Source organism: Aurantimicrobium minutum (assembly GCF_029893825.1).
GTDB lineage: Bacteria > Actinomycetota > Actinomycetes > Actinomycetales > Microbacteriaceae > Aurantimicrobium > Aurantimicrobium minutum_C.
Genome location: NZ_JARXXV010000001.1, coordinates 1,082,957 through 1,105,336, shown reverse-complemented (window position 1 = coordinate 1,105,336; position 22,380 = coordinate 1,082,957). Strand labels below are relative to the sequence as shown.

The window sequence follows — 22,380 nt, the reverse complement described above, 5'->3', positions numbered from 1 at the left end:
TCACACCGTCTTCACTGACGCGGTGTCTGAAAAGTACTTCCGCACAGTTACTTCACGCCATGGGCCAATAGGGTTGCCACTCCAGCGGCTTCCTTCTGGAACACCTTCACCACGCATTACGAGGGATGCCGGACCGACAGTGCTGTGTGCACCGATTCGTGCGGCAGGAAGAATCACACTATGGGGGCCGAGAGTTCCGCCCGCTTCCACCGTTACCGTGTCCATACTCATCACTCTGTCATGGAACAGATGTGTTTGCAGAACAGTGCCTCTATTGACAGTGGCGCCGTCGCCGAGAGTGACCAGATCAGCTTCAGGGAGCCAATACGTTTCACACCAGACTCCGCCACCAATCTTGGCGCCCAGGCTGCGCAACCACCAGACAAGTCCGAGTGTGCCATTCATGTAGTTAGCAAACCAAGGGGCAGCTACCATTTCCACGAACGTATCGGCCACTTCATTGCGCCAGATGAATGAAGACCACAGTGGCTTCTCTTGGGGCTTGATCTTGCCCACAAGAACCCACTTCGCAATGGTGCTCACAGCAGCGGCGATGATTCCTGCGGCCCACAACAGAGGTCCACTGAGCAGGATTGCTGCCCACATTCCCCACAGGGAATCCGCCAGCAAAATTCCACACACCACGGCAAAACCAATGAGGGCGGTAACGAGCACTGGAACAAACCTGGTCAGCTCCCACAAACTACGAGCTATCCGCAGCCAGCGAGATGGCTTGTAGGTGCGCTCGCGGTCCCCCTCAGCGATGAGTCTGCGCAAGCGCATGGGTGGAGAGCCCAACCAAGATGATCCTTCTTTTGCCTTCCGAGGAGCACTCGAAAGGACAGCTACCAAGGCATCTTTGGGAACTTTGCGTCCGGCAGGCGCCAGGCCTGAATTGCCGATGAAAGCTCGCTTCCCAATTTCTACCGGCCCAATAAACATCCAACCGTTTCCGAGCGCGTAGGGAGCAATCATGGTGTCATCTGCCAAAAAGACATCGTCTCCAATGGTGGACATTTTCGGAAGCATCAAGACTGTTGACGCTTCCACGTTGTGTCCAACCTTGGCCCCCAGCATGCGCAGCCAGATCGGGGTGAAAAGGCTTGAGTAAAGAGGAAAGAGGAACGTGCGAGCCAAATCAAGGATTCGCTCAACACTCCATGCTTGCCACCCCGCCCAGCTGTGAACTGGGAAGATGCCTTCTCGCATCGTGAGGCTGAGAATGCGGACAGAAGCAAGAACAAGAACTGTGAAGATAAATCCTGCGAGCAAAGTCGCAGGGATAAATCCCACTGCAACGCTATAGAGCACATCAGAGACAGACTGTGTTTGTTGCAATGCGGCCAATACGACAGCCGCACCTCCCAACAAAGACACGAGTGGGAAGAGAGCAAAGACTCCGGAGGAGAACGCGAAGAGCGCCCCCCATGCGCGAGATTGTCTGGCTGGTTCTTGTGGCCACCACGCTTTGACCTTGCCTTCACGCTTTGCAGGAGATCCACTCCAGAGCTGTCCTGCAGGAACTTTTCCAAACACGCTCGAGCCGGGAGCAATCTCAGCCAATTTGCCAATACGAGTTCCAGGGGCGAGAGTGCTGCGGGCACCAATGGTTGCATGAGCACCAATTCGGATTTCTCCTACTCGAACAACATCGCCATCAATCCAATACCCCGAGAGGTCTACCTCAGGTTCAATCGACGCCCCGGCACCAACCCACAACATCCCAGTGATGGGAGGGAGGGTGTGCATGGTGACACCCTTTCCGATTCGAGCACCCAGTGCCCGCGCATACGCGGTGACCCAGGGCGCTCCTGCCAAGGTCACCGCACCGATATGCGAGGCTGCCTGTTCAGCGAACCATAATCGCAAATGGGTGGAGCCTCCGCGGAGATAGTTTCCGGGTCGCAACCCTGCGAGCACAGTTCTGGAAATCGCAACGCTGAGCAACATTCGGCCCCACGGGGAGCCAAATAACAAAATGCCCGGTATCAAAATGGCAAGCGGAGCAGACGGCAGGAAGTCAACAACGCCCAGCAAGCCCAGCAACGTGGATGCGGTCAGGGCATAAAACAACCATCTCAGTCCTGCCAACGCAAACAAGGGAATTGAGAGCACTGCCTGGATGAGCTGCGGGGATTGGGGAACTTTAGGTGATTTGTGGAACGACCCGGAGGGAATAAGTTCTCCTGCTGTGCTGACATCGATGAAGTCAGACATGGAACCCAACCGAGGGTGGGCATAGATATCTGCCACCGTCATGCTGGGGTACAGGGTACGGAGTCTTCCAACTAGTTGGGCAGCTGCCAGAGAACCACCACCGATGTCGAAGAAGTGTGTGTTGAGGTCCGTCACGGGAACGCCGAGAACCTCTGCCCATTCGCTGGCGACGCGTCGTTCGATCTCTGTGAAATCGAGTTCATCAAGGTCGGCGGTAGCTAGTGGCCAAGGCAGAGCAGCTTTATCTACTTTGCCGGAGGTCCTGACCGGAAGCTCAGAAAGAGGAACCAGTAACGGAATGAGAGGTGCTGGGAGAGATTCACGCAAGGACGCCAGTGCATCAGCGATAGAGAAAGCCTCAACATCATTGACGCTGATGTAGCCGACAAGAACCTTGTTTCCTGCGTGAGTTGTCTGCACAACCACAGCCCCTGCGGTGACATCGGGAAGAGCACTCAGAGCACTTTCGATTTCACCCAGTTCGATCCGGCGTCCACCGACCTTGACTTGGTCATCAACACGACCAATAAAGATCAAACCTTCTGCTTCAAAGCGAACCATGTCGCCGCTGCGATAAGCACGGTCCCATCCCAATGTGGGGAAGGGAGCGTAAACCTGGGCATCTTTATCTGTATCGAGATATCTCGCAAGCCCCACACCGCCGATGATTAACTCACCGGTTTCACCTTCAGCAACACGGTGCCCTTCGGCGTCCACTACTGCGAGGTCCCAGCCGTCAAGGGGAAGCCCAATTCTGATGGGCCCACTACCTGTGGTTTGAGCCCCGCAGGCAACGACGGTTGCCTCGGTGGGGCCATAGGTGTTCCAGACTTCGCGGCCAGGTGAAGTCAACTTTTCAGCCAACTCGAGGGGGAACGCTTCACCACCGAAAATCAACAGTCGAATGTTTTCGAGGGCATCTTCAGGCCACATCGCTGCCAATGTGGGCACGGTCGAGACGATGGTTATGCCATTTGCCATCAGCCAAGGCCCAAGGTCAGTACCTGATCTCACCAAAGAACGAGGCGCAGGCACAAGGCATGCACCATGACCCCAGGCAAGCCACATTTCCTCACACGATGCATCAAATGCAACGGAGAGACCAGCGAGCACTCGATCCTGGGCATTGATTGGTTCGGCTTGCAAAAACATCCGAGACTCAGCATCTACAAAAGCAGCAGCAGAGCGGTGGGAGACCGCAACGCCCTTGGGCGTTCCCGTCGAGCCGGAGGTAAAGATTATCCACGCGTCATCAGTGGGAGTCGGGTCGAATGCTTCAGGAGTGAAGCGCTCTCTGAATTCAAAATCTATGTGGCCTACTTCTTTCAGTTCTTGATCTGGCCCAAAAGGTTGGAAGAATTTGCCACCTGTTTCGATGACTCCCTTGACTTGTGCTTCAGAGAAGACAATTCGGGCACGATCATCAGGATCGTCAGCATCTACAGGGACGTATGCAGCTCCAACATGAAGAATTCCCAAAATTGCGATGTATAAATCAACGGTTCCGGATTCAATTCGAACTCCCACTCGGTCACCTCGACCGATTCGAAAAGAGTGGAGTTGATGAGCAACGGCTTGAGCTTGTTCGGTCAAGTCGAGATAACTCAGACGAGTAGAACCGTCGTCCAAGGCTGTTTCATCAGCATTGGAATTGGTAACCTCGCGGAATATGTCAATGAGTGTCCGTGGGGCCGAGGCACTGCTCACTCGAGAAAGCGCAGACTGTGTCTCAAGGCGCTCAGAAGGATTTTCGGACATGGGGCACATTATTGCGCGTGCCAGTGAACGCTAAATGAACAAGTTGGCGACACGGCACGAAGTAAGCGGTTTGTTAACCTTCGCCCCATAGCTTTTTCTCGCAAGCAAGAGAAACGAAAACCCCTGAAGGAATTCTCATGGCAAATGCTAAAGACAAAAAAGAGCTCAAAAAGAAGCTCTCCAAAAGACTGACTGAAGCTCGCGGCCTCGCAAAGAAGCTCGAGACCAAGGCAAAGAAGTCAATCAAGAAGGCAGCTGACGAGGCAGAATCCCTCGCCAAGAAGGACCTCAAAAAGGCAACCAAGTCCGCAAAGAAGGTTGTCGTCAAGGCCACTGCAAAGGTTGAAAAGGCAAAGAAGGCAACTAAGTCAGCAGCGAAGCCTGCAGCAAAGGTTGCAGCGAAGCCAGTGGTGAAAGCTGCTTCAACTCCTGCGGTACAGAAGCCTGTTTCTAAGCCAGCAGTAAAGAAGGCAGCACCAAAGCCAATTGCAAATCCTGCCGCGAAGCCCGCTGCACGTTCTGCAACACCTTCTGCTAGCTGGACTGTTGTTGCACTTCGTGACTACGCCCGAACTAAGGGAATTACCGGTTACACCGGCCTGACCAAGGCGGCTCTCCTGGCCAAGATCAAGGCGTCAGGAAAGTAAGACAGATTCATCAATTAGAGGCGTTGGGTAACCGGCGCCTCTAATTATTTAAGATCCTTGGTGTATTTCTTGAGCCACTTATTAAAGGCAGGGCCGAGGTCTTCACGTTCGCCAGCGAGCTGAACGATGGCCTTGAGATATGAGAGTTTGTCTCCGGTATCAAATCGGCGGTATTCGTGGACCAAGCCAAATACAGGCCCTGCCAGGGTGGGATTCTTTGCCATTTGGTCTAGTGCATCAGAGAGTTGAATTTCGCCGCCAAAACCTGGCTCAAGTTTATTGAGTACGTCAAACACACCAGGCTGCAGAACGTATCTGCCGATGGCAACGAGCCGAGACGGTGCTGACTCCACTTCCGGTTTTTCAACGAACCCTTTGATCCCAAAAATGTGCTCACTTTCAGTGGGGACCACATCAGCAACACCATAACGGGACAGATGTGATTGTGGAACTTCCATGAGAGCAATGACTGATGCTCGTTCTGTGTGAGCAATCCACATCATTTCAGCGAGGAGGTCGTCGCCATGTTCGATGATGTCATCGCCCAGGAGTAGCGCGAAAGGTTCTCTTGCTACAAAGGTTTCTGCCTTGAGCACGGCATGACCAAGTCCAAGGGGGTTTCCCTGTCTGACGTAGTGAAGATCAACATCTTCGGTAATTGTGGTGATCTGTTCTAGCTTCGCCACATCTTTTCGGGCAGTGAGTATGGTCTCTAACTCCACGTTCCGATCAAAATGATTTTCCAGAGCTTGCTTGTTTCGCCCAGTGATGAGGAGAAGGTGATTCAGTCCGCTGCCAATCGCTTCTTCTACGACATATTGAATTGCAGGCTTGTCAATGACGGGGAGCATTTCTTTGGGCATGGCCTTGGTAGCGGGGAGGAAGCGCGTTCCCATACCCGCTGCAGGAATGACTGCTTTTGTAATTGATGTGATCACGATGAGCGATTCTTGAGTCTGTTTCGGATGATTTCAAAGGGAAGTGGCAACGAAGAAATAATGACGAAGCTGATCACCACTAATTCGATGTTGTGTCGAACCCAGGGGATTGTTCCTAAGAAATAGCCAGCTGTCGTCAGACCAGCCACCCACGCGATGGCGCCTGCGATGTTGTAAACCAAATAGCGACGCCAGCCGAAATCAGACATCCCCACTGTCAAGGGGACCAGTGCACGAAGAACGGGGATAAACCGGGCCAAGATAATTGCACGCGCCCCGTAGTGGCGATAAAACTCTTTTGTCTTCTCTACGACTTTCTTGTTGAAAAACCAGGTGTCATCACGGTTAAACACTCGAGGACCCAACTTGTGCCCTAACCAGTATCCAAACTCAGACCCTGCCACCGCGGCACAAAAGACAAGCCCTATTGCGGCGATCAACGGAATAGTTGTCAACACCGTCGACAGGGTTAGCCCGAGTAGAAACAGCAATGAGTCCCCAGGGAGGAACGATCCCAGAATCGTGGCAGTTTCAGCAAAAATTAGCGCAGCTACTCCCAGGACGGCGAGAGCCCCGAGAGCCTCAATGATTCCTTGGGCATCAAACCAGTTCAGGACTGGACTCCAGCTCAGTGCCGGTGAAGGCCACCGCTGCGCGGTAGGTCTTCAGCAGGTTTTCGTTGTTTGCTTTCCAGGACTTCTTCAAGACCGAACGTCGACCTGCTTCACCCATACGGGCAGCAAGTCGAGGGACAGACAAGATTTCGGTCACGGCATCAATGAAACCTGTTTTGTTTTCAGGTTCAATTAAACGACCATTTTCGCCATCGGTGATGAGGAAACGTGGCCCCCCTACAGCGGGGGCAACCACCGGAATTCCAGAAGCTTGAGCTTCTTGAATGGTCTGCCCGAAGGTCTCTTCAGTTCCATAGTGAACAAAAGCATCAAAGGCAGCGTAAGCGGATGAGAGTTCTTGGCCTTGCAATGCGCCAGTGAAGCTCACTGATTTGCCTGCGAAGAGGGCTTCGAGTTTCTTTCGTTCAGGCCCATCGCCCACGATGGCCAGTGCGGTATCTGGCAGGTCAGCCAACTCGAGCATGCGATGAACTTGCTTCTCGGGCGCCAGGCGACCCACAAAACCGATCAGGTTCTTTTTTCCTTGCGCGTGGAGAGCGCGGAATTCTGAAGTAGCTGCTTCGTCCTTGTTGCGGGGGTGAAAGAGTTCCAGGTCTACTCCTCGACCCCACACGCCTACCCTCTGTACGCCAAGCTTGAGCAGGTATGCGGCAGATTCGGGAGTAGGTGCCAAATTCATTGTGGCGGGGCCGTGGATAGCGGCAACAAACCGATCAACCACAGGTTTTGCAAACTGCATCCCATAGCGCTGGAGATACCCGGCAATGTCGGTCTGGTAAATCGCGACAGTCGGAATGCCGAGCTTGTTGGCGATTGCAATTGCTTGACCTCCCAAGAAAAACGGGGAAGCAACGTGGATCACGTCTGGCTTAAAATTTTCAAGAGTTGCTTGAAGCGCCAATGGGGGAAGTCCCACTTGGAATTGCATAAATGGCAAGGCCAATGTTCGAACAACTTTGAACCCTAGATATCGCTTAGTTGGCGCAGTGGGGGCAATGATGATGACTTCATGGCCTGCCTCTTTGAGTGTGTCAACTACTCGCAGTACTGAGTTAGTCACGCCATTGAGTGAGGGGAGAAAAGACTCTGTCACGATAGCGATCCGCATGCTCATGTCCCCAAGCTATAAAGACTTATTCGGCCAGAACTGTCGCTGTGGGAAATGGCGAGTGAACGAGTGGTGAAGACTTCGAACGGCGAATTGTCCAGGGGTGGTCGTGTATGCGAGACAACACGGGACGCTTAGGCTTGATGCCGTCACCAGCTGCAATGCCACGCAATCTTCTGCCAACAAATGGCGTCACGTGTGTGACAATCCATTTGGCATGTTCCAGTAATGTCATCCCATCTTTGAGGCGCGGCTCAAGTACCGGGGTTTCGATTCGATAGGGCAGACCTAGAAGCTTCGCTGCTTTGTTTGCAACATGTGCGTGTCCGCGAGGGCCAAAGTGAACACAGTCGTCTGACCAGACTCGTAAGCGTCGTAGCGTTGGGCTGCGATAGACATCAAGTACTAAGACGTTTTGTTCTCGCGCAACCTCTTCGATCAGTTTGGTGAGTTCTTTGGCGCGAAGTGCTCCGCCTCGAAAGGACCAATGGTGCACTGGATTGATGCAATTGGTTAACACAACAGTGACGCCTGCTGCTTTCAGTTGCTCAACAGCAACAGTGAATTGTGCTCTAACGAGTTCCCAACTTTTGCGAGGACGCCACAAGTCATTCGCACCCGCCATGATGGTCACCAGGTCTGGCTCAAGTAATAAAGCCTCGTCAACTTGGTGGGAAAGAATCTCTGATGAATTTCTGCTCCGCACGGCGAGATTGGCATAGAGGAAATCTTCACCTGCAGCTATAGCATCCTGGTTGAGCAAGACAGCAAATCGATCTGCCCAGCCTGCGAATATTCGATCCTGTTCGAAACGGTCATCACCGATACCCTCTGTGAGCGAATCACCTAGGGCTACGTATCGTCGAATGACAGCAGTGGCCACACTTCAATCGTCACGATGAGGATTAACGTGTGGCCACTTGACACTAAACGGTAGGCAAACAGTGGGGGCTATTTACTCACTTCAGCTGAGTAGCCAGCCTTGTTGATAGCAGTGATGACCTCAGCCGGAGGGATAGGAGCATCGCTGTCCACCAGTACCTTTCCGGTAGGCAAATCAACCGTGACCGAGGTGACGTGAGCGAGTTCGCTCACTTCCTTGGTGACGCTGGCAACACAGTGCTGACACGTCATTCCTGTTGCGGTGAATGATGCGGTGGTCATTACATGCTCGCCAGCATCTGCTTCATCTTGTCGATTTCTGCACTTTGGCTGGAGATAATGTTGGCAGCGAGTTTCTTGGCCTCAGCATTATCTGAGTTCTCAATCATCTTGGCCATTTGCAGGGCGCCCTGATGATGACCAATCATGCCTTCGAGGTAGAGCTTGTCGAAGGCAGCACCGGTTGCGTTTTTCAGTGCTGTCATCTGTTCATCGGTGAGCATGCCACCCATCCCCATGTCATGGCCCATGTCCATTCCAGCACCGGAAGATTCAATCCATGCTGTCATTTGTTTGATCTCTGGAGCTTGAGCGTCCTTGATCTGCTTGGCCAAAGCCAAGATCTCAGGGTTGGTGGTGTTGGTTTCAGCAAGGGTGGACATATCCACGGCTTGCTGGTGGTGGGGAATCATCATCTGGGCGAACATGATGTCGGTTCCAGAGTAGGCAGAGGAGCTCTCGTTGTTGCTCATCATGCCGCCGTCCATCATGCCTTTAGAGTCAGTTCCTCCAATGTTGATGGTGCAGCCGGAGAGGGAGACTGCTCCTGCGAGTGCAACGGCAGTGATTCCAGCAATTGTGTATTTCTTGTTGAACATTAGTTTTTACCTTTTTGTCTTTGTTTGTAAGTGAACTTCGCAGTGCAATGGCGGCATACGTCGCCTGCGCACAATGACGAAAGGTTTATGTTCGGGAAATACACAACATGTTCAGATCGACTTGGCTGGGTGGTCTCGCTCTGACGATTCCTCTAGTGGGGATTATTGCCGAAGCGAGTTGTGTGGCAATGACTCTAAATTCACGGGCAAGAACATGTTTGCAATAACGAAATGCTAAGAACGTCAGCAAGGTGAGCCCAGCAGTAATCATGATGTTTCCCATCACATGCGCTGTGTCAGAACCCGTAATTGCGGAGAGGCCTTCGGGCACATTCGGAAGGGATGAGTCCATGTTCATCACTGCAGTAGTGACCTCGGTAGTCATATTCATTACTGTTCCATCAGCCATGACATGGCTCATGTGTGATTCAGAACTGTGACTAAGTGCAGAAACACACACGGCGTGAAAAGCCGGTGCAAGTGCAAAAAGGAACGCCACTGTCACCATTGCGAAAATCGCGGGCAAGACACTGTGACGTTTCATAGTTGTCAGTGTGACAGGTGAACCTATGAATGAGCTAGGAATTGGTTCCGGCCAGCGAGAGGGGGGGTTAGTGCCCTTCCATTTCCTCAGGTTCTTTGACCTTGTCTAAGTTGAACCAGGGCAGCATCACGTGAACAACGGGGCCAATAATGAAGGCGTAGAGAACTGTTCCCAGACCCAGTGTTCCGCCGAAAGCCCAACCTAATGCCAGAACAACAACTTCGATGGCTGTTCTGACGAACCAGACAGGACGGCCCGTCTTCTTGACCAATCCGGTCATCAAACCATCACGGGGACCTGGGCCCAATCCACCACCGATATACATCGAGATGCCCACACCGTTGATCAGGATGGCTACGAGGAAATAGACCACACCAATTAAGTAGTTGGGGGCGTCAGGAATCCAGGCATAGAACACATTGATGGTGAGACCAATCGTGATGGAGTTCATGATGGTGCCGATGCCAAGCTTTTGGCGTAGGAAAATCCAGAGCACAAGAACTGCAAAACTCACGATGACGGTTACTGTGCCAATGGCGACGCCAGTGATCCTCGAGATGCCTTGGTGAAACGCATCCCACGGGTCGAGCCCGATATTGGCACGCAGCATGATGGCAAATGCCACACCGCAGACGATGAGACCTACTTCAACAAGTGCAATGCGCTTCCACAGTGCAGCACCCTGAGTGGGAACCTCAAAGATGGTGCCAAGCAAACGACGCATGTTCTTAGGCTAGGACCACTGTTGGTTCAGAGCTAAATATCGCCAGAGAATTGTTACGCCTAGCCGAGCATGCGGGAGATGAGCTCGCGATAACGCGCAGCAGTTTTCTCTACGATCTCAGCAGGGAGCACAGGAGGAGTTCCCTGCTTGTCCCAATGTGCTGAAAGCCAGTTGCGCACGATCTGCTTATCAAAGCTGGTCATCTTCTCGGCTGGAGTAGTGCCAGCTGCATAAGCAGCAGCATCCCAGTAGCGAGAAGAGTCAGAGGTCAACACTTCGTCGGCGAGGGTGATCACACCGGTCTCGCGGTCACGACCAAACTCGAACTTGGTGTCGGCCAAGATGATTCCCTTGGCTGCGGCAAGTTCAGATGCTTGGGTGAAAATCTGCAGAGAGAGATCACGCAGCGCAGTGGCATCTTCAAGACCCACGAGTTCAACGGTGCGCTCAAAGGTGATGTTCTCATCGTGCTCACCAAAGGGAGCTTTCCAGGCGGGCGTGTAGATCGGAGTAGGAAGCTTGTCGCCATCCTTGAGTCCTGCAGGTAGTGCAATTCCACACACGCTCTGGGTCTCGAGGTATTCGAGGTAACCACTACCGGAGAGGTAGCCGCGGACGACGCATTCCACGGGGAACATGTCCAGGTTGGCAACGAGCATTGCCTTGCCCTGAACCTCGGCAGGGATGTCACCTTCACGCAAGTGATTGGGAACACCGAGTTGCTCAAACCACCACAGGCTAAGTTTCGTCAACAGCTCGCCCTTACCAGGGATGCCAGGTTCAAGCACGTGATCGAATGCACTCACACGATCACTGGCGACGACCAGAACACGTGGGGTGGACTCCAGGGTCTGTCCCGTGGGCACATACAAGTCACGAACCTTGCCGGAATAGGCGTGCTCCCACCCAGCTAGGTCGAGCTTGTCGCCTCCGGTAAAGCCAGTCATTACTTGACTACCTTTAGTGCAATATCTCTGCGGAATTGTCCGCCTTCAAGCTGAATCTTGGCGAGGCCTTCGTAAGCACGTGAACGTGCTTCGGCGAAGTCCGCTCCACGTCCGACAACGCTCAGCACGCGGCCACCAGTGGCAATGAGGTCACCGTCAGAAACTGCGGTGGCAGCGTGGGTGACATGAACACCCTCAATCTCATTGGCGTCATCAATCCCAAGAAGTACGCGCCCGGTCACGGGAGTCTCGGGGTAGTTTTCACTCGCCAGTACCACGGTGACAACAGCTTCGTCGGAGAACTCGGGACGTTCGCGTCCGGCAAGAGTTCCCTCTGCCGAAGCCATCATGAGCTCAGATAACGCAGTCTTCAAACGAGGAAGAACAACCTGGGTCTCAGGATCACCAAAGCGAGCATTGAACTCAATGACACGAATTCCCTTAGAGGTCAGAATCAGGCCGCAGTAGAGCAGACCCTGGAAGGGTGTGCCTTCTTTCTCGAGCTGGCGCACGGTGGGAAGAGCAATGGTCTCAATGACTTCGGTGACGAATGCGTCTTCACTGCCGAACTGGTCTGCAAGCCACGGCAGGGGAGAGTAGGCACCCATGCCACCAGTGTTGGGGCCTTCGTCGTTGTCCTTCAGGCGCTTGAAATCCTGTGCAGGAGAAAGCGGCAGAACATCGTGCCCGTCGGCAAACATAAACAGGGACACTTCTTGGCCGTCGAGGAATTCCTCGATCAGGACAGAACCTTGAGTGAGGTAGTGGGAAGCGTGAGCAACTGCAGCATCACGGTCGTGCGTTACGAGAACACCCTTACCCGCAGCGAGACCGTCAGCCTTGATGACGTAGGGAGCACCGTAGTCGTCGAGAGCTGTCTCGGCATCGAGCAAAGTGGACACCTTGATCGCGCGACCCGTGGGAACGCCGGCTTCATCCATGATGCGCTTGGCAAATGTCTTGGAACCTTCCAGCGCAGCGGCTGCCTGGTTGGGGCCGAAGACGGGAATGCCCATCTCGCGCAGTGGATCAGCAACACCAGCAACCAGGGGAGCTTCGGGGCCAACCACGACCAAGTCGACGTCGAGGCCTTCGGCCAAGAAAGCGACAGCTTCGGGGTCGAGAATGTCTGTGGTCACGCATGGAACATCGTGGGCAATGCCTGCATTGCCGGGGGCAACAGTGATTTCGTGGTCAGCATTTTCAGCTAAGAGGGCAGTAACAATTGCGTGCTCGCGAGCGCCGGAGCCAAGAACCAGGATTTTCACCTCTTAAGCCTATTGCCCCCAGCTAAACTGGGGATTCACTTGATATGACACGTATGAGGATTAATACCCCGTGACTAAGCTTCGTCTGGCCATTGTTGGCGCCGGCCCCGCAGGAATCTACGCAGCAGATATTGCGATGAAAGCGGAGCGTGATTTCGATATCTCAATCGATTTGTTTGAGCACCTCCCTGCTCCCTATGGTCTTGTTCGTTACGGCGTAGCACCAGACCACCCACGCATTAAGGGAATCATCACTGCTTTGCGTGAGGTTCTCGATCGTGGAGATATCCGCCTCTTTGGCAACGTGGAGTATGGCGTTGACATCACCATGGACGATCTGAAGAAGCACTACAACGCGGTCATCTTCGCCACCGGTGCAACTAAGGATGTTCCCATGAACATTCCTGGCATTGATCTCAACGGTAGCTACGGTGCTGCTGACTTTGTCAGCTGGTATGACGGCCACCCTGATGTTCCTCGCACCTGGCCACTGACTGCGAAATCTGTTGCAGTGATTGGTAACGGAAACGTGGCACTGGATGCTGCCCGCATGCTGGCCAAGCACGCAGATGACCTTCTTGTTACCGAGATCCCTGACAACGTCTACCAGGGCCTCAAGGCCTCTCCTGTGACCGACGTTCACGTCTTTGGTCGCCGCGGCCCAGCACAAGCCAAGTTCTCACCACTGGAGCTTCGTGAACTGGGTGAACTGCGCGACGTGGACATGATCGTCTATGACGAAGATTTTGTAATGGACCCTGCAAGCCAGGCTCTCATTGATTCCAACAAGCAGGTCTTTGTTCTCAACAAGGTGATGAACGAGTGGCGCACCCGTGAAACGGGTAAGGCATCACGTCGACTCCACCTGCACTTCTATGCCAACCCACTCGAAGTACTCGGAGATGCTGACGGCAACGTGACCGGCTTCCGTTACGAGCGCACCGCACCCGATGGCAACGGGGGTGTTGTGGGAACCGGTGAAATCCGCGAGATCGAAATCCAGGCCTACTACCGAGCCATTGGTTACTACAGCTCCCCACTCAAGGATGTTCCCTTTGACACTGCAAAGGGTGTAATCCCAAACCACGAGGGTCAAGTTGTGGACGCCAACGGCAAGCACATTCCGGGAGTCTATGCCACTGGGTGGATCAAGCGTGGTCCAGTCGGTCTCATTGGTCACACCAAGAGCGACGCCATGGAAACCATTGCGCATGTCTTAGAAGACACGTCGTCTTGGTGGACTCCCGAAGAGCCTGAAGAGGGTGCCATCGTGGATCTGATGGAATCACGCGGTATTGAATTCACCACCGCTGAGGGCTGGACTGCTCTGGATGAATACGAGCAGAAGCTTGGTGAACCAGAGGGCCGTGCGCGCATCAAGGTTGTTGATCGCGAGACCATGCTCAAGGCTTCACGCCCTTAAGTAGTTAGAACTTTGCGTCGATCTCTTCGATGAGTGCTTCCACCTTGGCGCGAATCTCATCACGAATGGGTCGAACAGAGTCGATCCCCTTCCCCGCGGGGTCTTCTAATGGCCAGTCGAGGTACGTCTTACCGGGGAAGAACGGGCACTTATCCCCGCACCCCATGGTGATGACGTAGTCAGAAGCAAGGACTGCCTCGTCAGAGAGAACCTTGGGAATAGAAGAGGTCAGGTCGATACCTTCTTCTGCCATTACGGCAATGGCCGAAGGGTTGATCTGTTCTTTGGGTTCGGTACCAGCCGAAAGTACTTCAATGCGGTCACCCGCGAGGTGCTGGAGGTAGCCAGCAGCCATCTGGGAACGGCCTGCGTTGTGAACGCAGACGAAGAGAACAGTTGCTTTCTTATCCGACATGATTTTCTTTCTTGTGTGTGGGGTCGATGATGGCCCAGGCCAACACAGCACCTAGTCCTGCACCAATGAACTGGGCGAGAACAAAGGGGCCAACAGAAGCAGGAGCAATACCGGCAAAGGTGTCGCTAAAGACGCGGCCAATCGTCACGGCAGGGTTAGCAAAGGACGTGGAGGAAGTGAAGAAGTAGGCAGAGCCAATCCATGCCGCCACGGCAAAGGGAACAAACCGTGCCTGGTCACGGGCGATGAAAACAAGTATCACCGCCAGCAAACCTGCTGTGGCTACGACCTCACCGATAAAGAGTCCAGGGGAAACACGTTCGGTTGTCGCGATTTGTATAGGTGCTTGGTCAAACATGACATTCGCCAAGATTGCTCCGCTGAAGGCTCCGGCAATCTGGGCGATGACATAGGGGATGACGTTGTTGCCTGGTTGAAGCTTTTTTGCCCACAGAACCAGAGTGACAGCAGGGTTGAAGTGGGCGCCACTCATGGGACCCAAGATCACAATGAGAAGTGCCAGCACAAAGATGGTGGAGAGTGTGTTAATCAATAACGCAACACCAGGGTCACTCGACATGTTTGTGCCCATGATTCCTGAGCCCACCACGGTGGCAACGAGGACGAGAGTTCCGAAGAACTCTGCGAGGGCGAGTCTGAGAGTGTGCACCTGGGAAAACCTAGGCGTCGAAGCGATAACCCAAGCCACGAACAGTCACTAGGTGCACGGGCTCAGCAGGGTCTGCTTCAATTTTTGAGCGCAAGCGCTTGATGTGAACGTCGAGGGTCTTAGTGTCACCGTAGTAATCGGTTCCCCAGACACGGTCAATGAGCTGACCACGTGTGAGAACACGGCCCACGTTGCTCATCAGGTATTCCAAGAGTTCAAACTCTTTGAGGGGGATAGCAACAAGGGCACCTTGAACGTGAAGGGTGTGGCGATCTGCATCAAGGCGAATGCCGTCAATCTCAATGACGCCGTCATCGTCGTGAACTTCGTCTTTGACGTTGCGTCGAAGGACCGCTTTGATGCGAGCCAGAAGTTCACGGGTTGAGTAGGGCTTGGTGACATAGTCATCAGCACCCAGTTCTAAACCAACGACCTTGTCCACCTCAGTGTCTTTTGCAGTCAACATGATGATGGGGATGTTGGAGGTGGTGCGAATCTGTCTGCACACTTCATTGCCGGGAACCTTGGGGATCATGAGATCCAACAAGATGATGTCGAAGTTGCCGTTGGCAAAGATGTCAAGGGCGAGCTGACCGTCTTCGGCAATCTCTACTTCAAAGCCTTCACGGGTTAATAAGAACGAGAGGGGCTCACTGAGGGAGCTCTCATCTTCAACGAGCAGGATGCGGGTCACTCGGAGGTGTCCTTTCCGGGTTTAATTGCTTCAGGAATTCGGATGGTGAACGTGGAGCCTTTTCCAGGCGAAGACCACACACGGATATCGCCGCCGTGGTTGGAAATAATGTGTTTGACGATGCTGAGTCCAAGACCGCTTCCGCCTGTAGATCGTGAACGAGCCTGGTCAGTCCGATAGAAACGCTCGAAGACGCGCTCTACTTCTTCCTTGTTCATTCCAATGCCTTGGTCAGTTACCGCAATTTCAATGAATGAATTTCGGCGAACAGCACCAATACCTACTTGAGAGTTATCTGGAGAGTAGTGAACAGCGTTGGCAATGAGGTTGTTGAGTGCAACAACAAGACGTGTCTCGTCACCGTAGATGATGGCATCGAGATCCCCGCCAGCAACGAGTTTAATTTTCCGAGATTTTGCAACAACTCTGTTCTGATCGATTGCCTTGTAAACAATTGATTCGACAGTAACGGGTTCAAACTCAGCAAGTGCACCCTCGGCTTGAAGGCGTGAGAGTTCGATAATTTCTCGAGTGATGGCACCGAGTCGTTGAGATTCTGTAGTGAGACGATCGGCAAAGTGTCTGACCATGTCAGGATCGTCTGCTCCCTCCTGAAGTGCTTCCGCTAGGAGTCCTACAGATGCAATTGGAGTTTTGAGTTCGTGGCTGACATTGGCGACAAATTCTCGGCGCACATCGTCAAGACGCTTGTATTCTCCACGGTCGATCACGGTGAGAAGCACGAAGCGATTTCTGAAAGGTGAGGCATGCGCGGTAATTGTGAGAGTGGCATCTCCGAGGGGGCCGCGAGAAATTTCCATATCTTCGCGAGAAAGAGTTCTGCCCTGCGCTGCTTCTTCTGCGAGGATTACCAGCTCTGGAATGAGTAGACGACCTTGACCAGAAAGACTCAGTCGACTTGTTCCTGGTGAAGCAACAAGAACATTAAGAGACTTGTCCAAGATAAGAACGGCTCCATCAAGCTTGCTCACGAGTTGTGCAACTCCACGAGGTAGGTCACCTGAAGTTCTTGCATCATCAATCTTGCGTTGACGTATGACCCACAGAATGAGGAGCGCGATGGCAACACCTGCGAGCGCTCCAACCCCGAGGGCGAGCAAAATCAGTGATGCCGACATGATGCTCTAACGATAACCCTCCATGTGCTTCACTCAAAAAGAAAAACCGCAGGAGTAGGCTTGAATAGTCAACTGTTAACCAGACTCGCTATCTCCGTTAACCTGTGCGTCAGCAGCACGTCACTGTCACACGGCTTACTTATATAGCGGTTGACCATAACTATTAAAAGGAACCTTCATGCGCGACGTATTTCAGCAAGAACTTCACGAAGTTCAGCAGCGCCTTGTAGAGATCGCCGAACTCGTTGCAGAAGCAATGCGTAAGGGAACAACTGCATTCCAGACAAGTGACATTGCTCTTGCCGAACAGGTCATCGAAGAAGATGCCCGTATTGACGAGCTGGCACTCACTCTCGACGAACTTTCTATCCAGATTCTCGCTCGTCAACAGCCGGTTGCTCGAGACCTCCGTGTTGTCGTCAGCGCACTACGAATGAGCGCATCTCTGGAGCGTATGGGTGACATGGCAGAGCACCTCGCACAGCTCACTCGCTATCGCTTCCCAGACAAGGTCATTGCAAAGGGTCTGCGTTCAACATTCAAAGAGATGGGTGAACTCGACATCAAGATTGCTGAGAAGCTCATCAAGATGCTCAAGACCCAAGACATGAAGTTTGTGGATGCAATTCGCGACATTGATGACCAGGTTGACGCACTTCACCTTTCTGTTTTTGACAAAGTTTTGAGCGAAGCCTGGGGCGGTACCTCCATGGACACAGTGGACGCCACTCTGGCGAGCCGTTACTACGAACGATTCTCTGACCACGCAATTTCTATTGCACGCAAGGTTAAGTACCTCTCTACTGGTGAGTGGGCCCCAGAGCTTTCTGCTGAACAGGGCTAATTCTCTCCTCACAAATACCCCGGAAAAACCGGGGTTTTTGTTTGTTGTGAGGTGTCTAAAAAGGGTTCATCTGCTGTTTACCTTGTGTGTGCCAATACGTCACCCAGTTCACATAGCGTGAAACCCGGATCAAGAAAAGTCCACAATTACACCAAGAAAATCCTGAAGGGATTCCAAGTGAACATCACTCGCTCTGGCCGCGTATTGGCTATTGCTGCTGCTGTATCCGTATCGGCACTCGTGCTTTCCGGCTGCGCTGCAAACGAGGCTCCTGTTGAGCCAACTGCAACACCTCTTAACATCTCCGGCAAGTTGACCGGTGCTGGTGCATCCAGCCAGGCTGCAGCTGAAGACGCATGGATCGCAGACTTCCAGATGACCAACAACCTTGTTGACGTCACCTACGACCCCACCGGTTCTGGTGCAGGCCGTACCGCATTCATCTCTGGCGGTGTCAGCTTCGCTGGTACCGACTCTTACCTTTCTGACAAGGAACTTGCTAGCACCTTCGCAGCTTGCACCCCTGGCACCAAGGTATTCGAAGTTCCTGTATACGTTTCCCCCATCGCTGTGATCTACAACGTTGACGGTGTAACCGACCTGAACCTCGACGCTTCAACCATCGCAAAGATCTTCACCGGTGCAATCACCACCTGGAACGACCCAGCGATTGTTGCTCTCAACCCCAAGGCAAAGCTTCCTGCAACTGCCATCACCCCCGTTCACCGTTCAGATGACTCGGGTACCTCGAAGAACTTCTCTGACTACCTCTTCCAGAACGCTAAGGCAGACTGGGCTATTGAGAAGCCAGCTGACAAGTTCCCCTTCGAAGTTGGAGAAGCTGCTCAGGGCACCGCTGGTGTTGTAGCTGCAGTTGCTAACGGAACTGGAACCATTGGTTACGCAGACGCTTCCAAGGTTGGCAAGCTCACCGTTGCAAACATCAAGGTTGGTAAGGACTTCGTCGCTTACTCTCCTGAGGGTGCAGCAGCGGTTGTTGCTGGCTCCAAGCCTGTTGCTGGTCGGGACAAGTCCGACATGGCTGTAGACATCAACCGCACCACCACTAACCCTGACGAGTACCCACTCGTACTCGTTAGCTACGCAGTTGGCTGCCTCTCCTACGCAGACGCAAAGGTTGGACCACTGGTCAACGCTTACATCAGCTACCTCGTAAGCGAGCAGGGCCAGGCTCTTGCTGCTAAGGCTGCTGGATCTGCTCCATTGAGCGCAGATGTCCAGAAGCAGGCTGCAGCTATCGCCGCAACCATCAAGTAACATTCGGGGATGCCCGGTTCCGAGAATCTCGATAGATTCTTAGAACCGGGCATTTCTACTCCCTCAACACCACAGACAAGGACAGCCGTGACTTCAGCAACTACGAGTCAGCCAGCACTGCGTGCCCCTCGTCGTTTAGGCGATCGAGTCTTCTCGATTGCTGCAACAACTTCGGGTGTCATCATCCTCGTTGTTCTTGCATCCGTTGCAATCTTCCTCGTTTCAAAATCTGTCCCTGCTCTTGTAGCAACCGACAAAGAAGTTACTGACGTAGGAATGAGCTTCTGGGGAAATATTGGCCCCTTGGTTTTCGGAACTATCTGGGCAGCTGCCTTAGCGCTGCTTTTTGCGGTTCCTTTCGCAATTGCGATCGCACTCTTTATCTCGCACTACGCCCCCCGCCGCATTGCTCAGGGTTTGGGCTATGCCATTGACCTGTTGGCCGCAATCCCCTCTGTTGTTTATGGCTTGTGGGGAATCATGGTCCTCGCGCCTGCAGTTCAGCCCATCTACGTTTGGTTAGTAGACAACGTGGGGTGGTTCCCTCTCTTTGCAGGACCAGTATCAGGAACTGGCCGCACGGTCCTCACCGTAGCTGTTGTTCTCGCCGTCATGATTCTTCCCATCATCACTGCGTTAAGCCGTGAAATTTTTCTTCAAACCCCTCGACTTCACGAAGAAGCTGCCTTGGCTTTGGGTGCAACTAAGTGGGAAATGATCAAGATGGCGGTCCTGCCATTTGGTCGCCCTGGAATCATTTCCGCCACCATGCTTGGACTTGGGCGTGCGTTGGGAGAGACCATGGCTGTTGCGATGGTGCTTTCCCCAGCGGTCATCGTGAGCTTCGCACTGCTGCAATCTCAAAACCCCACCACCATTGCGGCAAACATTGCCTTGAACTTCCCTGAGGCGCACGACCTAGGCGTCAATGTCCTCATAGCAACCGGTTTGGTTTTGTTCATCATCACCCTGATTGTGAACTCCCTTGCCCGCTTTATCGTCAACCGCCGTAAGGCCTTCTCGGGAGCGAACTAATGAGCACCGAAGTCGAGCGCGTAACAACCTCTAAGCGCACCCTAGAACCCAAGGTGTTGTGGCTTACAGCCGCAGCGAGCTTCCTCGTGAGCTTGGGAGTCTTTGTTGTTCTCTCAATGGCTGGGATTACCTCCGGTTTTGACATCGTCGCCACCGTTTTGTGGTCGGCATTTTTGTATGTCGCATTGAGCTATGTCATGAGCCGAATTGTTGAGGGCAAACGTAAAGCTACGGACCGCTTAGTTGCTGGTGTCGTAACATCTGCTTTCGTCATCGCCTTGCTGCCATTGATCTCTCTGATTTACACCACGGTTGCTGACGGTCTCAACCGTCTAGATGGAACATTCTTCTCCTCCTCGATGCGCAACATCGTGGGAGAAGGTGGCGGTGGTCTCCACGCGCTTATTGGAACCCTTGAGGTCACACTCGCCGCATCCATCATCAGTATTCCCATCGGAATCATGACCGCCATTTACCTAGTTGAATACGGACGAGGAAAGCTAGCTCAAGCCGTTACTTTCCTTATTGACGTCATGACAGGTATTCCCTCAATTGTTGCGGGTCTTTTTGCCTTCGCCTTATTTGCAATCTTCTTTGGACCTGGCATTCGTTTTGGTATTGGTGGCGCAGTGGCGCTGTCGTTGTTGATGATTCCAGTTGTTGTTCGCTCCACTGAAGAGATGCTCAAGCTAGTACCCAATGAGTTGCGCGAAGCATCTTATGCATTGGGTGTTCCCAAGTGGCTCACTGTCGTCAAGGTTGTTTTACCAACAGCTATTGCCGGAATTATCACTGGCGTGATGATTGCCATCTCTCGCATTATCGGTGAAACTGCACCACTGCTGATTATTGCCGGCCTATCAACGAACATGAATTATGACTTGTTCAATGACCGTATGACCACCCTGCCGGTGTTTGTCTACACACAATATGCAAACCCCGGCCGTGATGCTCAGGCGTACCTCGACCGTGCCTGGACAGGCGCACTGGTGCTGATCCTCATTGTCATGGCCCTCAACATCATTGCTCGTATTCTGGCCAAGGTGCTTGCACCTAAGGGTCAGAGATAATCTTCACAACCAATTCGATAAGGAAATCACGTGTCTAAGCGCATCGAAGTCAAAGACCTCAACGTTTACTACGGCAAGTTCAAGGCCGTAGAAGACGTATCGCTCACCATCGAGCCTCGCACCGTCACCGCCTTCATCGGCCCATCTGGTTGCGGTAAGTCCACCTTCCTGCGCACCCTGAACCGCATGCACGAGGTAATCCCCGGTGCTCGCGTGGAGGGTGAAGTCATGATTGATGGAAAGAACCTCTATGACGCAGACGTTGACCCCGTAATGGTCCGCCGTCAGGTGGGTATGGTGTTCCAGCGCCCGAACCCCTTCCCCACTATGTCTATTGCTGACAACGTGTTGGCAGGGGTAAAGCTGAACAACGCTAAGATTTCTAAGTCAGATGCTGAGCACCTGGTTGAAAAGTCCCTCAAGGGTGCAAACCTCTGGAAAGAGGTCAAGGACCGCCTGAACCTGCCAGGTTCTGGTCTTTCAGGTGGTCAGCAGCAGCGTCTGTGTATTGCTCGAGCTATTGCTGTCTCGCCAGAAGTGATCTTGATGGATGAGCCATGTTCAGCGCTAGACCCCATCTCCACTCTTGCAATTGAAGACCTTATTGAAGAGCTCAAGGCGAAATACACGATCGTCATCGTGACCCACAACATGCAGCAGGCTTCACGCGTCTCTGACAAGACAGCCTTCTTCAACATTGCGGGCACGGGCGAACCTGGAAAGCTCATCGAATTCGATGACACCACCACGATCTTCGAGAACCCTCACGTTCAGGCAACTGAGGATTACATCTCTGGTCGTTTCGGATAACCAGAGCTGCTTCAGTTCTTATTCAGTTCGTCCAGGACTTTCTGAACGCGACGGTTCTTTGTTTCTTCGGACTTTGCCTCAGTAACTGTGCGTGCGAATTCTTTGCGCTTTGAATAACTCAGCGCTGCAAATACTTCGGTGAGCTTGGCGTGGGCAAGTGCCTCAACGAGCTCGGCAGGCATGACTACCTCGCGATAGCCAGAATCTAGTTCAAGATGAACGGTTACCGTTTCGCCTGCCACAGCACCCGCAGTTAGTCGTTCCTTCTGAGGGAAGACAACTCGACATTCTCCTGCAACCCCAACAGCCGTGCTTTGGTAGGTGTGACCATTGATGGTCACTTTCAGTGGAGCACGTTTGTTTGCTTGGAGCTCAGCAAGTACCCATTCGGGAATCAACAGCGAAGCATGGTTTCCTTCGCCGAGGACCTCGGTTGTGTAGCTGACACCCATGATG

The 22,380-nt window shown here is 53.0% G+C and carries 23 protein-coding genes; 7 read left to right on the top strand and 16 right to left on the bottom strand.

The window, feature by feature from the left end; translation table 11 throughout:
• A complete protein-coding gene (locus M2120_RS05290) occupies positions 1–3,975 on the bottom strand; it encodes a Pls/PosA family non-ribosomal peptide synthetase (RefSeq protein WP_280797672.1) in 3,975 nt (1,324 codons plus the stop codon).
• Between the two features lie 137 nt (positions 3,976–4,112).
• On the opposite strand from M2120_RS05290, the gene M2120_RS05285 reads away from it, so the two are divergent.
• The gene (locus M2120_RS05285; RefSeq protein ID WP_280797671.1) at positions 4,113–4,622 is read left to right on the top strand and encodes a hypothetical protein; all 510 of its coding nucleotides are present in this window, start codon (positions 4,113–4,115) and stop codon (positions 4,620–4,622) included.
• 44 nt (positions 4,623–4,666) lie between these two features.
• Here M2120_RS05285 and M2120_RS05280 read toward each other — a convergent pair whose 3' ends face one another.
• From M2120_RS05280 to purD, 10 genes are all read right to left on the bottom strand, one after another.
• Positions 4,667–5,560 carry a UTP--glucose-1-phosphate uridylyltransferase gene (locus M2120_RS05280; RefSeq protein WP_280797670.1) on the bottom strand — a complete coding sequence of 298 codons (894 nt, stop codon included), beginning with the start codon at positions 5,558–5,560 and terminating at the stop codon, positions 4,667–4,669.
• The gene (locus M2120_RS05275) at positions 5,557–6,078 is read right to left on the bottom strand and encodes a DedA family protein (protein ID WP_280798161.1); all 522 of its coding nucleotides are present in this window, start codon (positions 6,076–6,078) and stop codon (positions 5,557–5,559) included. The genes M2120_RS05280 and M2120_RS05275 overlap by 4 nt, the downstream gene beginning before the upstream one ends.
• An 82-nt stretch (positions 6,079–6,160) precedes the next feature.
• Complete coding sequence (locus M2120_RS05270) at positions 6,161–7,309, bottom strand: glycosyltransferase family 4 protein (protein ID WP_280797669.1); 1,149 nt, start codon at positions 7,307–7,309, stop codon at positions 6,161–6,163.
• Between the two features lie 19 nt (positions 7,310–7,328).
• Positions 7,329–8,186 carry an SGNH/GDSL hydrolase family protein gene (locus tag M2120_RS05265; protein WP_280797668.1) on the bottom strand — a complete coding sequence of 286 codons (858 nt, stop codon included), beginning with the start codon at positions 8,184–8,186 and terminating at the stop codon, positions 7,329–7,331.
• Between the two features lie 68 nt (positions 8,187–8,254).
• On the bottom strand, positions 8,255–8,467 hold the full coding sequence (locus M2120_RS05260) for a heavy-metal-associated domain-containing protein (RefSeq protein ID WP_280797667.1): 213 nt from the start codon (positions 8,465–8,467) through the stop codon (positions 8,255–8,257).
• Positions 8,467–9,063: a DUF305 domain-containing protein gene (locus M2120_RS05255; protein WP_280797666.1), complete on the bottom strand. Its 597-nt coding sequence runs from the start codon at positions 9,061–9,063 to the stop codon at positions 8,467–8,469. Before M2120_RS05255 ends, M2120_RS05260 begins: the two co-directional genes overlap by 1 nt.
• Positions 9,064–9,148: 85 nt before the next feature.
• Positions 9,149–9,607 (bottom strand): hypothetical protein, encoded by a 459-nt coding sequence (locus tag M2120_RS05250; protein WP_280797665.1) that lies wholly within the window; start codon positions 9,605–9,607, stop codon positions 9,149–9,151.
• A gap of 67 nt (positions 9,608–9,674) precedes the next feature.
• Entirely contained in the window at positions 9,675–10,331 is a 657-nt protein-coding gene (locus M2120_RS05245) for a YczE/YyaS/YitT family protein (protein ID WP_280797664.1), read from the bottom strand.
• A gap of 59 nt (positions 10,332–10,390) precedes the next feature.
• Positions 10,391–11,278 carry a phosphoribosylaminoimidazolesuccinocarboxamide synthase gene (locus M2120_RS05240; RefSeq protein ID WP_280797663.1) on the bottom strand — a complete coding sequence of 296 codons (888 nt, stop codon included), beginning with the start codon at positions 11,276–11,278 and terminating at the stop codon, positions 10,391–10,393.
• Positions 11,278–12,546 (bottom strand): phosphoribosylamine--glycine ligase, encoded by a 1,269-nt coding sequence (gene purD, locus M2120_RS05235; RefSeq protein WP_280797662.1) that lies wholly within the window; start codon positions 12,544–12,546, stop codon positions 11,278–11,280. The genes M2120_RS05240 and purD overlap by 1 nt, the downstream gene beginning before the upstream one ends.
• 70 nt (positions 12,547–12,616) lie before the next feature.
• Between purD and M2120_RS05230 the strand changes: the two genes are divergently transcribed.
• The gene (locus M2120_RS05230) at positions 12,617–13,969 is read left to right on the top strand and encodes an FAD-dependent oxidoreductase (RefSeq protein WP_280797661.1); all 1,353 of its coding nucleotides are present in this window, start codon (positions 12,617–12,619) and stop codon (positions 13,967–13,969) included.
• 4 nt (positions 13,970–13,973) lie between these two features.
• Here the strand turns inward: M2120_RS05230 and M2120_RS05225 are convergent, their stop codons facing one another.
• From M2120_RS05225 to M2120_RS05210, 4 genes are read right to left on the bottom strand one after another with little or no spacing between them, the layout of a single operon-like run.
• Complete coding sequence (locus M2120_RS05225) at positions 13,974–14,384, bottom strand: arsenate reductase ArsC (protein WP_280797660.1); 411 nt, start codon at positions 14,382–14,384, stop codon at positions 13,974–13,976.
• Positions 14,374–15,054 carry an MIP/aquaporin family protein gene (locus M2120_RS05220; protein ID WP_280797659.1) on the bottom strand — a complete coding sequence of 227 codons (681 nt, stop codon included), beginning with the start codon at positions 15,052–15,054 and terminating at the stop codon, positions 14,374–14,376. The genes M2120_RS05225 and M2120_RS05220 overlap by 11 nt, the downstream gene beginning before the upstream one ends.
• A 10-nt stretch (positions 15,055–15,064) precedes the next feature.
• Entirely contained in the window at positions 15,065–15,748 is a 684-nt protein-coding gene (locus M2120_RS05215) for a response regulator transcription factor (protein WP_280797658.1), read from the bottom strand.
• Positions 15,745–16,887 (bottom strand): sensor histidine kinase, encoded by a 1,143-nt coding sequence (locus tag M2120_RS05210; RefSeq protein WP_280797657.1) that lies wholly within the window; start codon positions 16,885–16,887, stop codon positions 15,745–15,747. The genes M2120_RS05215 and M2120_RS05210 overlap by 4 nt, the downstream gene beginning before the upstream one ends.
• Positions 16,888–17,065: 178 nt before the next feature.
• Here M2120_RS05210 and phoU point away from each other — a divergent pair, with 178 nt between their 5' ends.
• The 5 genes from phoU to pstB all read left to right on the top strand — a co-directional run bounded on the left by phoU (position 17,066) and on the right by pstB (position 21,924).
• Complete coding sequence (phoU, locus tag M2120_RS05205) at positions 17,066–17,731, top strand: phosphate signaling complex protein PhoU (protein WP_280797656.1); 666 nt, start codon at positions 17,066–17,068, stop codon at positions 17,729–17,731.
• A 177-nt stretch (positions 17,732–17,908) separates the two neighbouring features.
• Entirely contained in the window at positions 17,909–19,009 is a 1,101-nt protein-coding gene (pstS, locus tag M2120_RS05200; RefSeq protein ID WP_280797655.1) for a phosphate ABC transporter substrate-binding protein PstS, read from the top strand.
• Between the two features lie 87 nt (positions 19,010–19,096).
• Positions 19,097–20,044, top strand: a complete 948-nt coding sequence (gene pstC / locus M2120_RS05195) for a phosphate ABC transporter permease subunit PstC (protein WP_280797654.1) — start codon at positions 19,097–19,099, stop codon at positions 20,042–20,044.
• Entirely contained in the window at positions 20,044–21,114 is a 1,071-nt protein-coding gene (gene pstA / locus M2120_RS05190; protein WP_432418531.1) for a phosphate ABC transporter permease PstA, read from the top strand. Before pstC ends, pstA begins: the two co-directional genes overlap by 1 nt.
• Before the next feature lie 30 nt (positions 21,115–21,144).
• A complete protein-coding gene (gene pstB, locus M2120_RS05185) occupies positions 21,145–21,924 on the top strand; it encodes a phosphate ABC transporter ATP-binding protein PstB (protein ID WP_280797653.1) in 780 nt (259 codons plus the stop codon).
• Between the two features lie 11 nt (positions 21,925–21,935).
• Here pstB and M2120_RS05180 read toward each other — a convergent pair whose 3' ends face one another.
• Positions 21,936–22,376 carry a YdeI/OmpD-associated family protein gene (locus M2120_RS05180; RefSeq protein WP_280797652.1) on the bottom strand — a complete coding sequence of 147 codons (441 nt, stop codon included), beginning with the start codon at positions 22,374–22,376 and terminating at the stop codon, positions 21,936–21,938.
• Positions 22,377–22,380 lie beyond the last annotated feature (4 nt).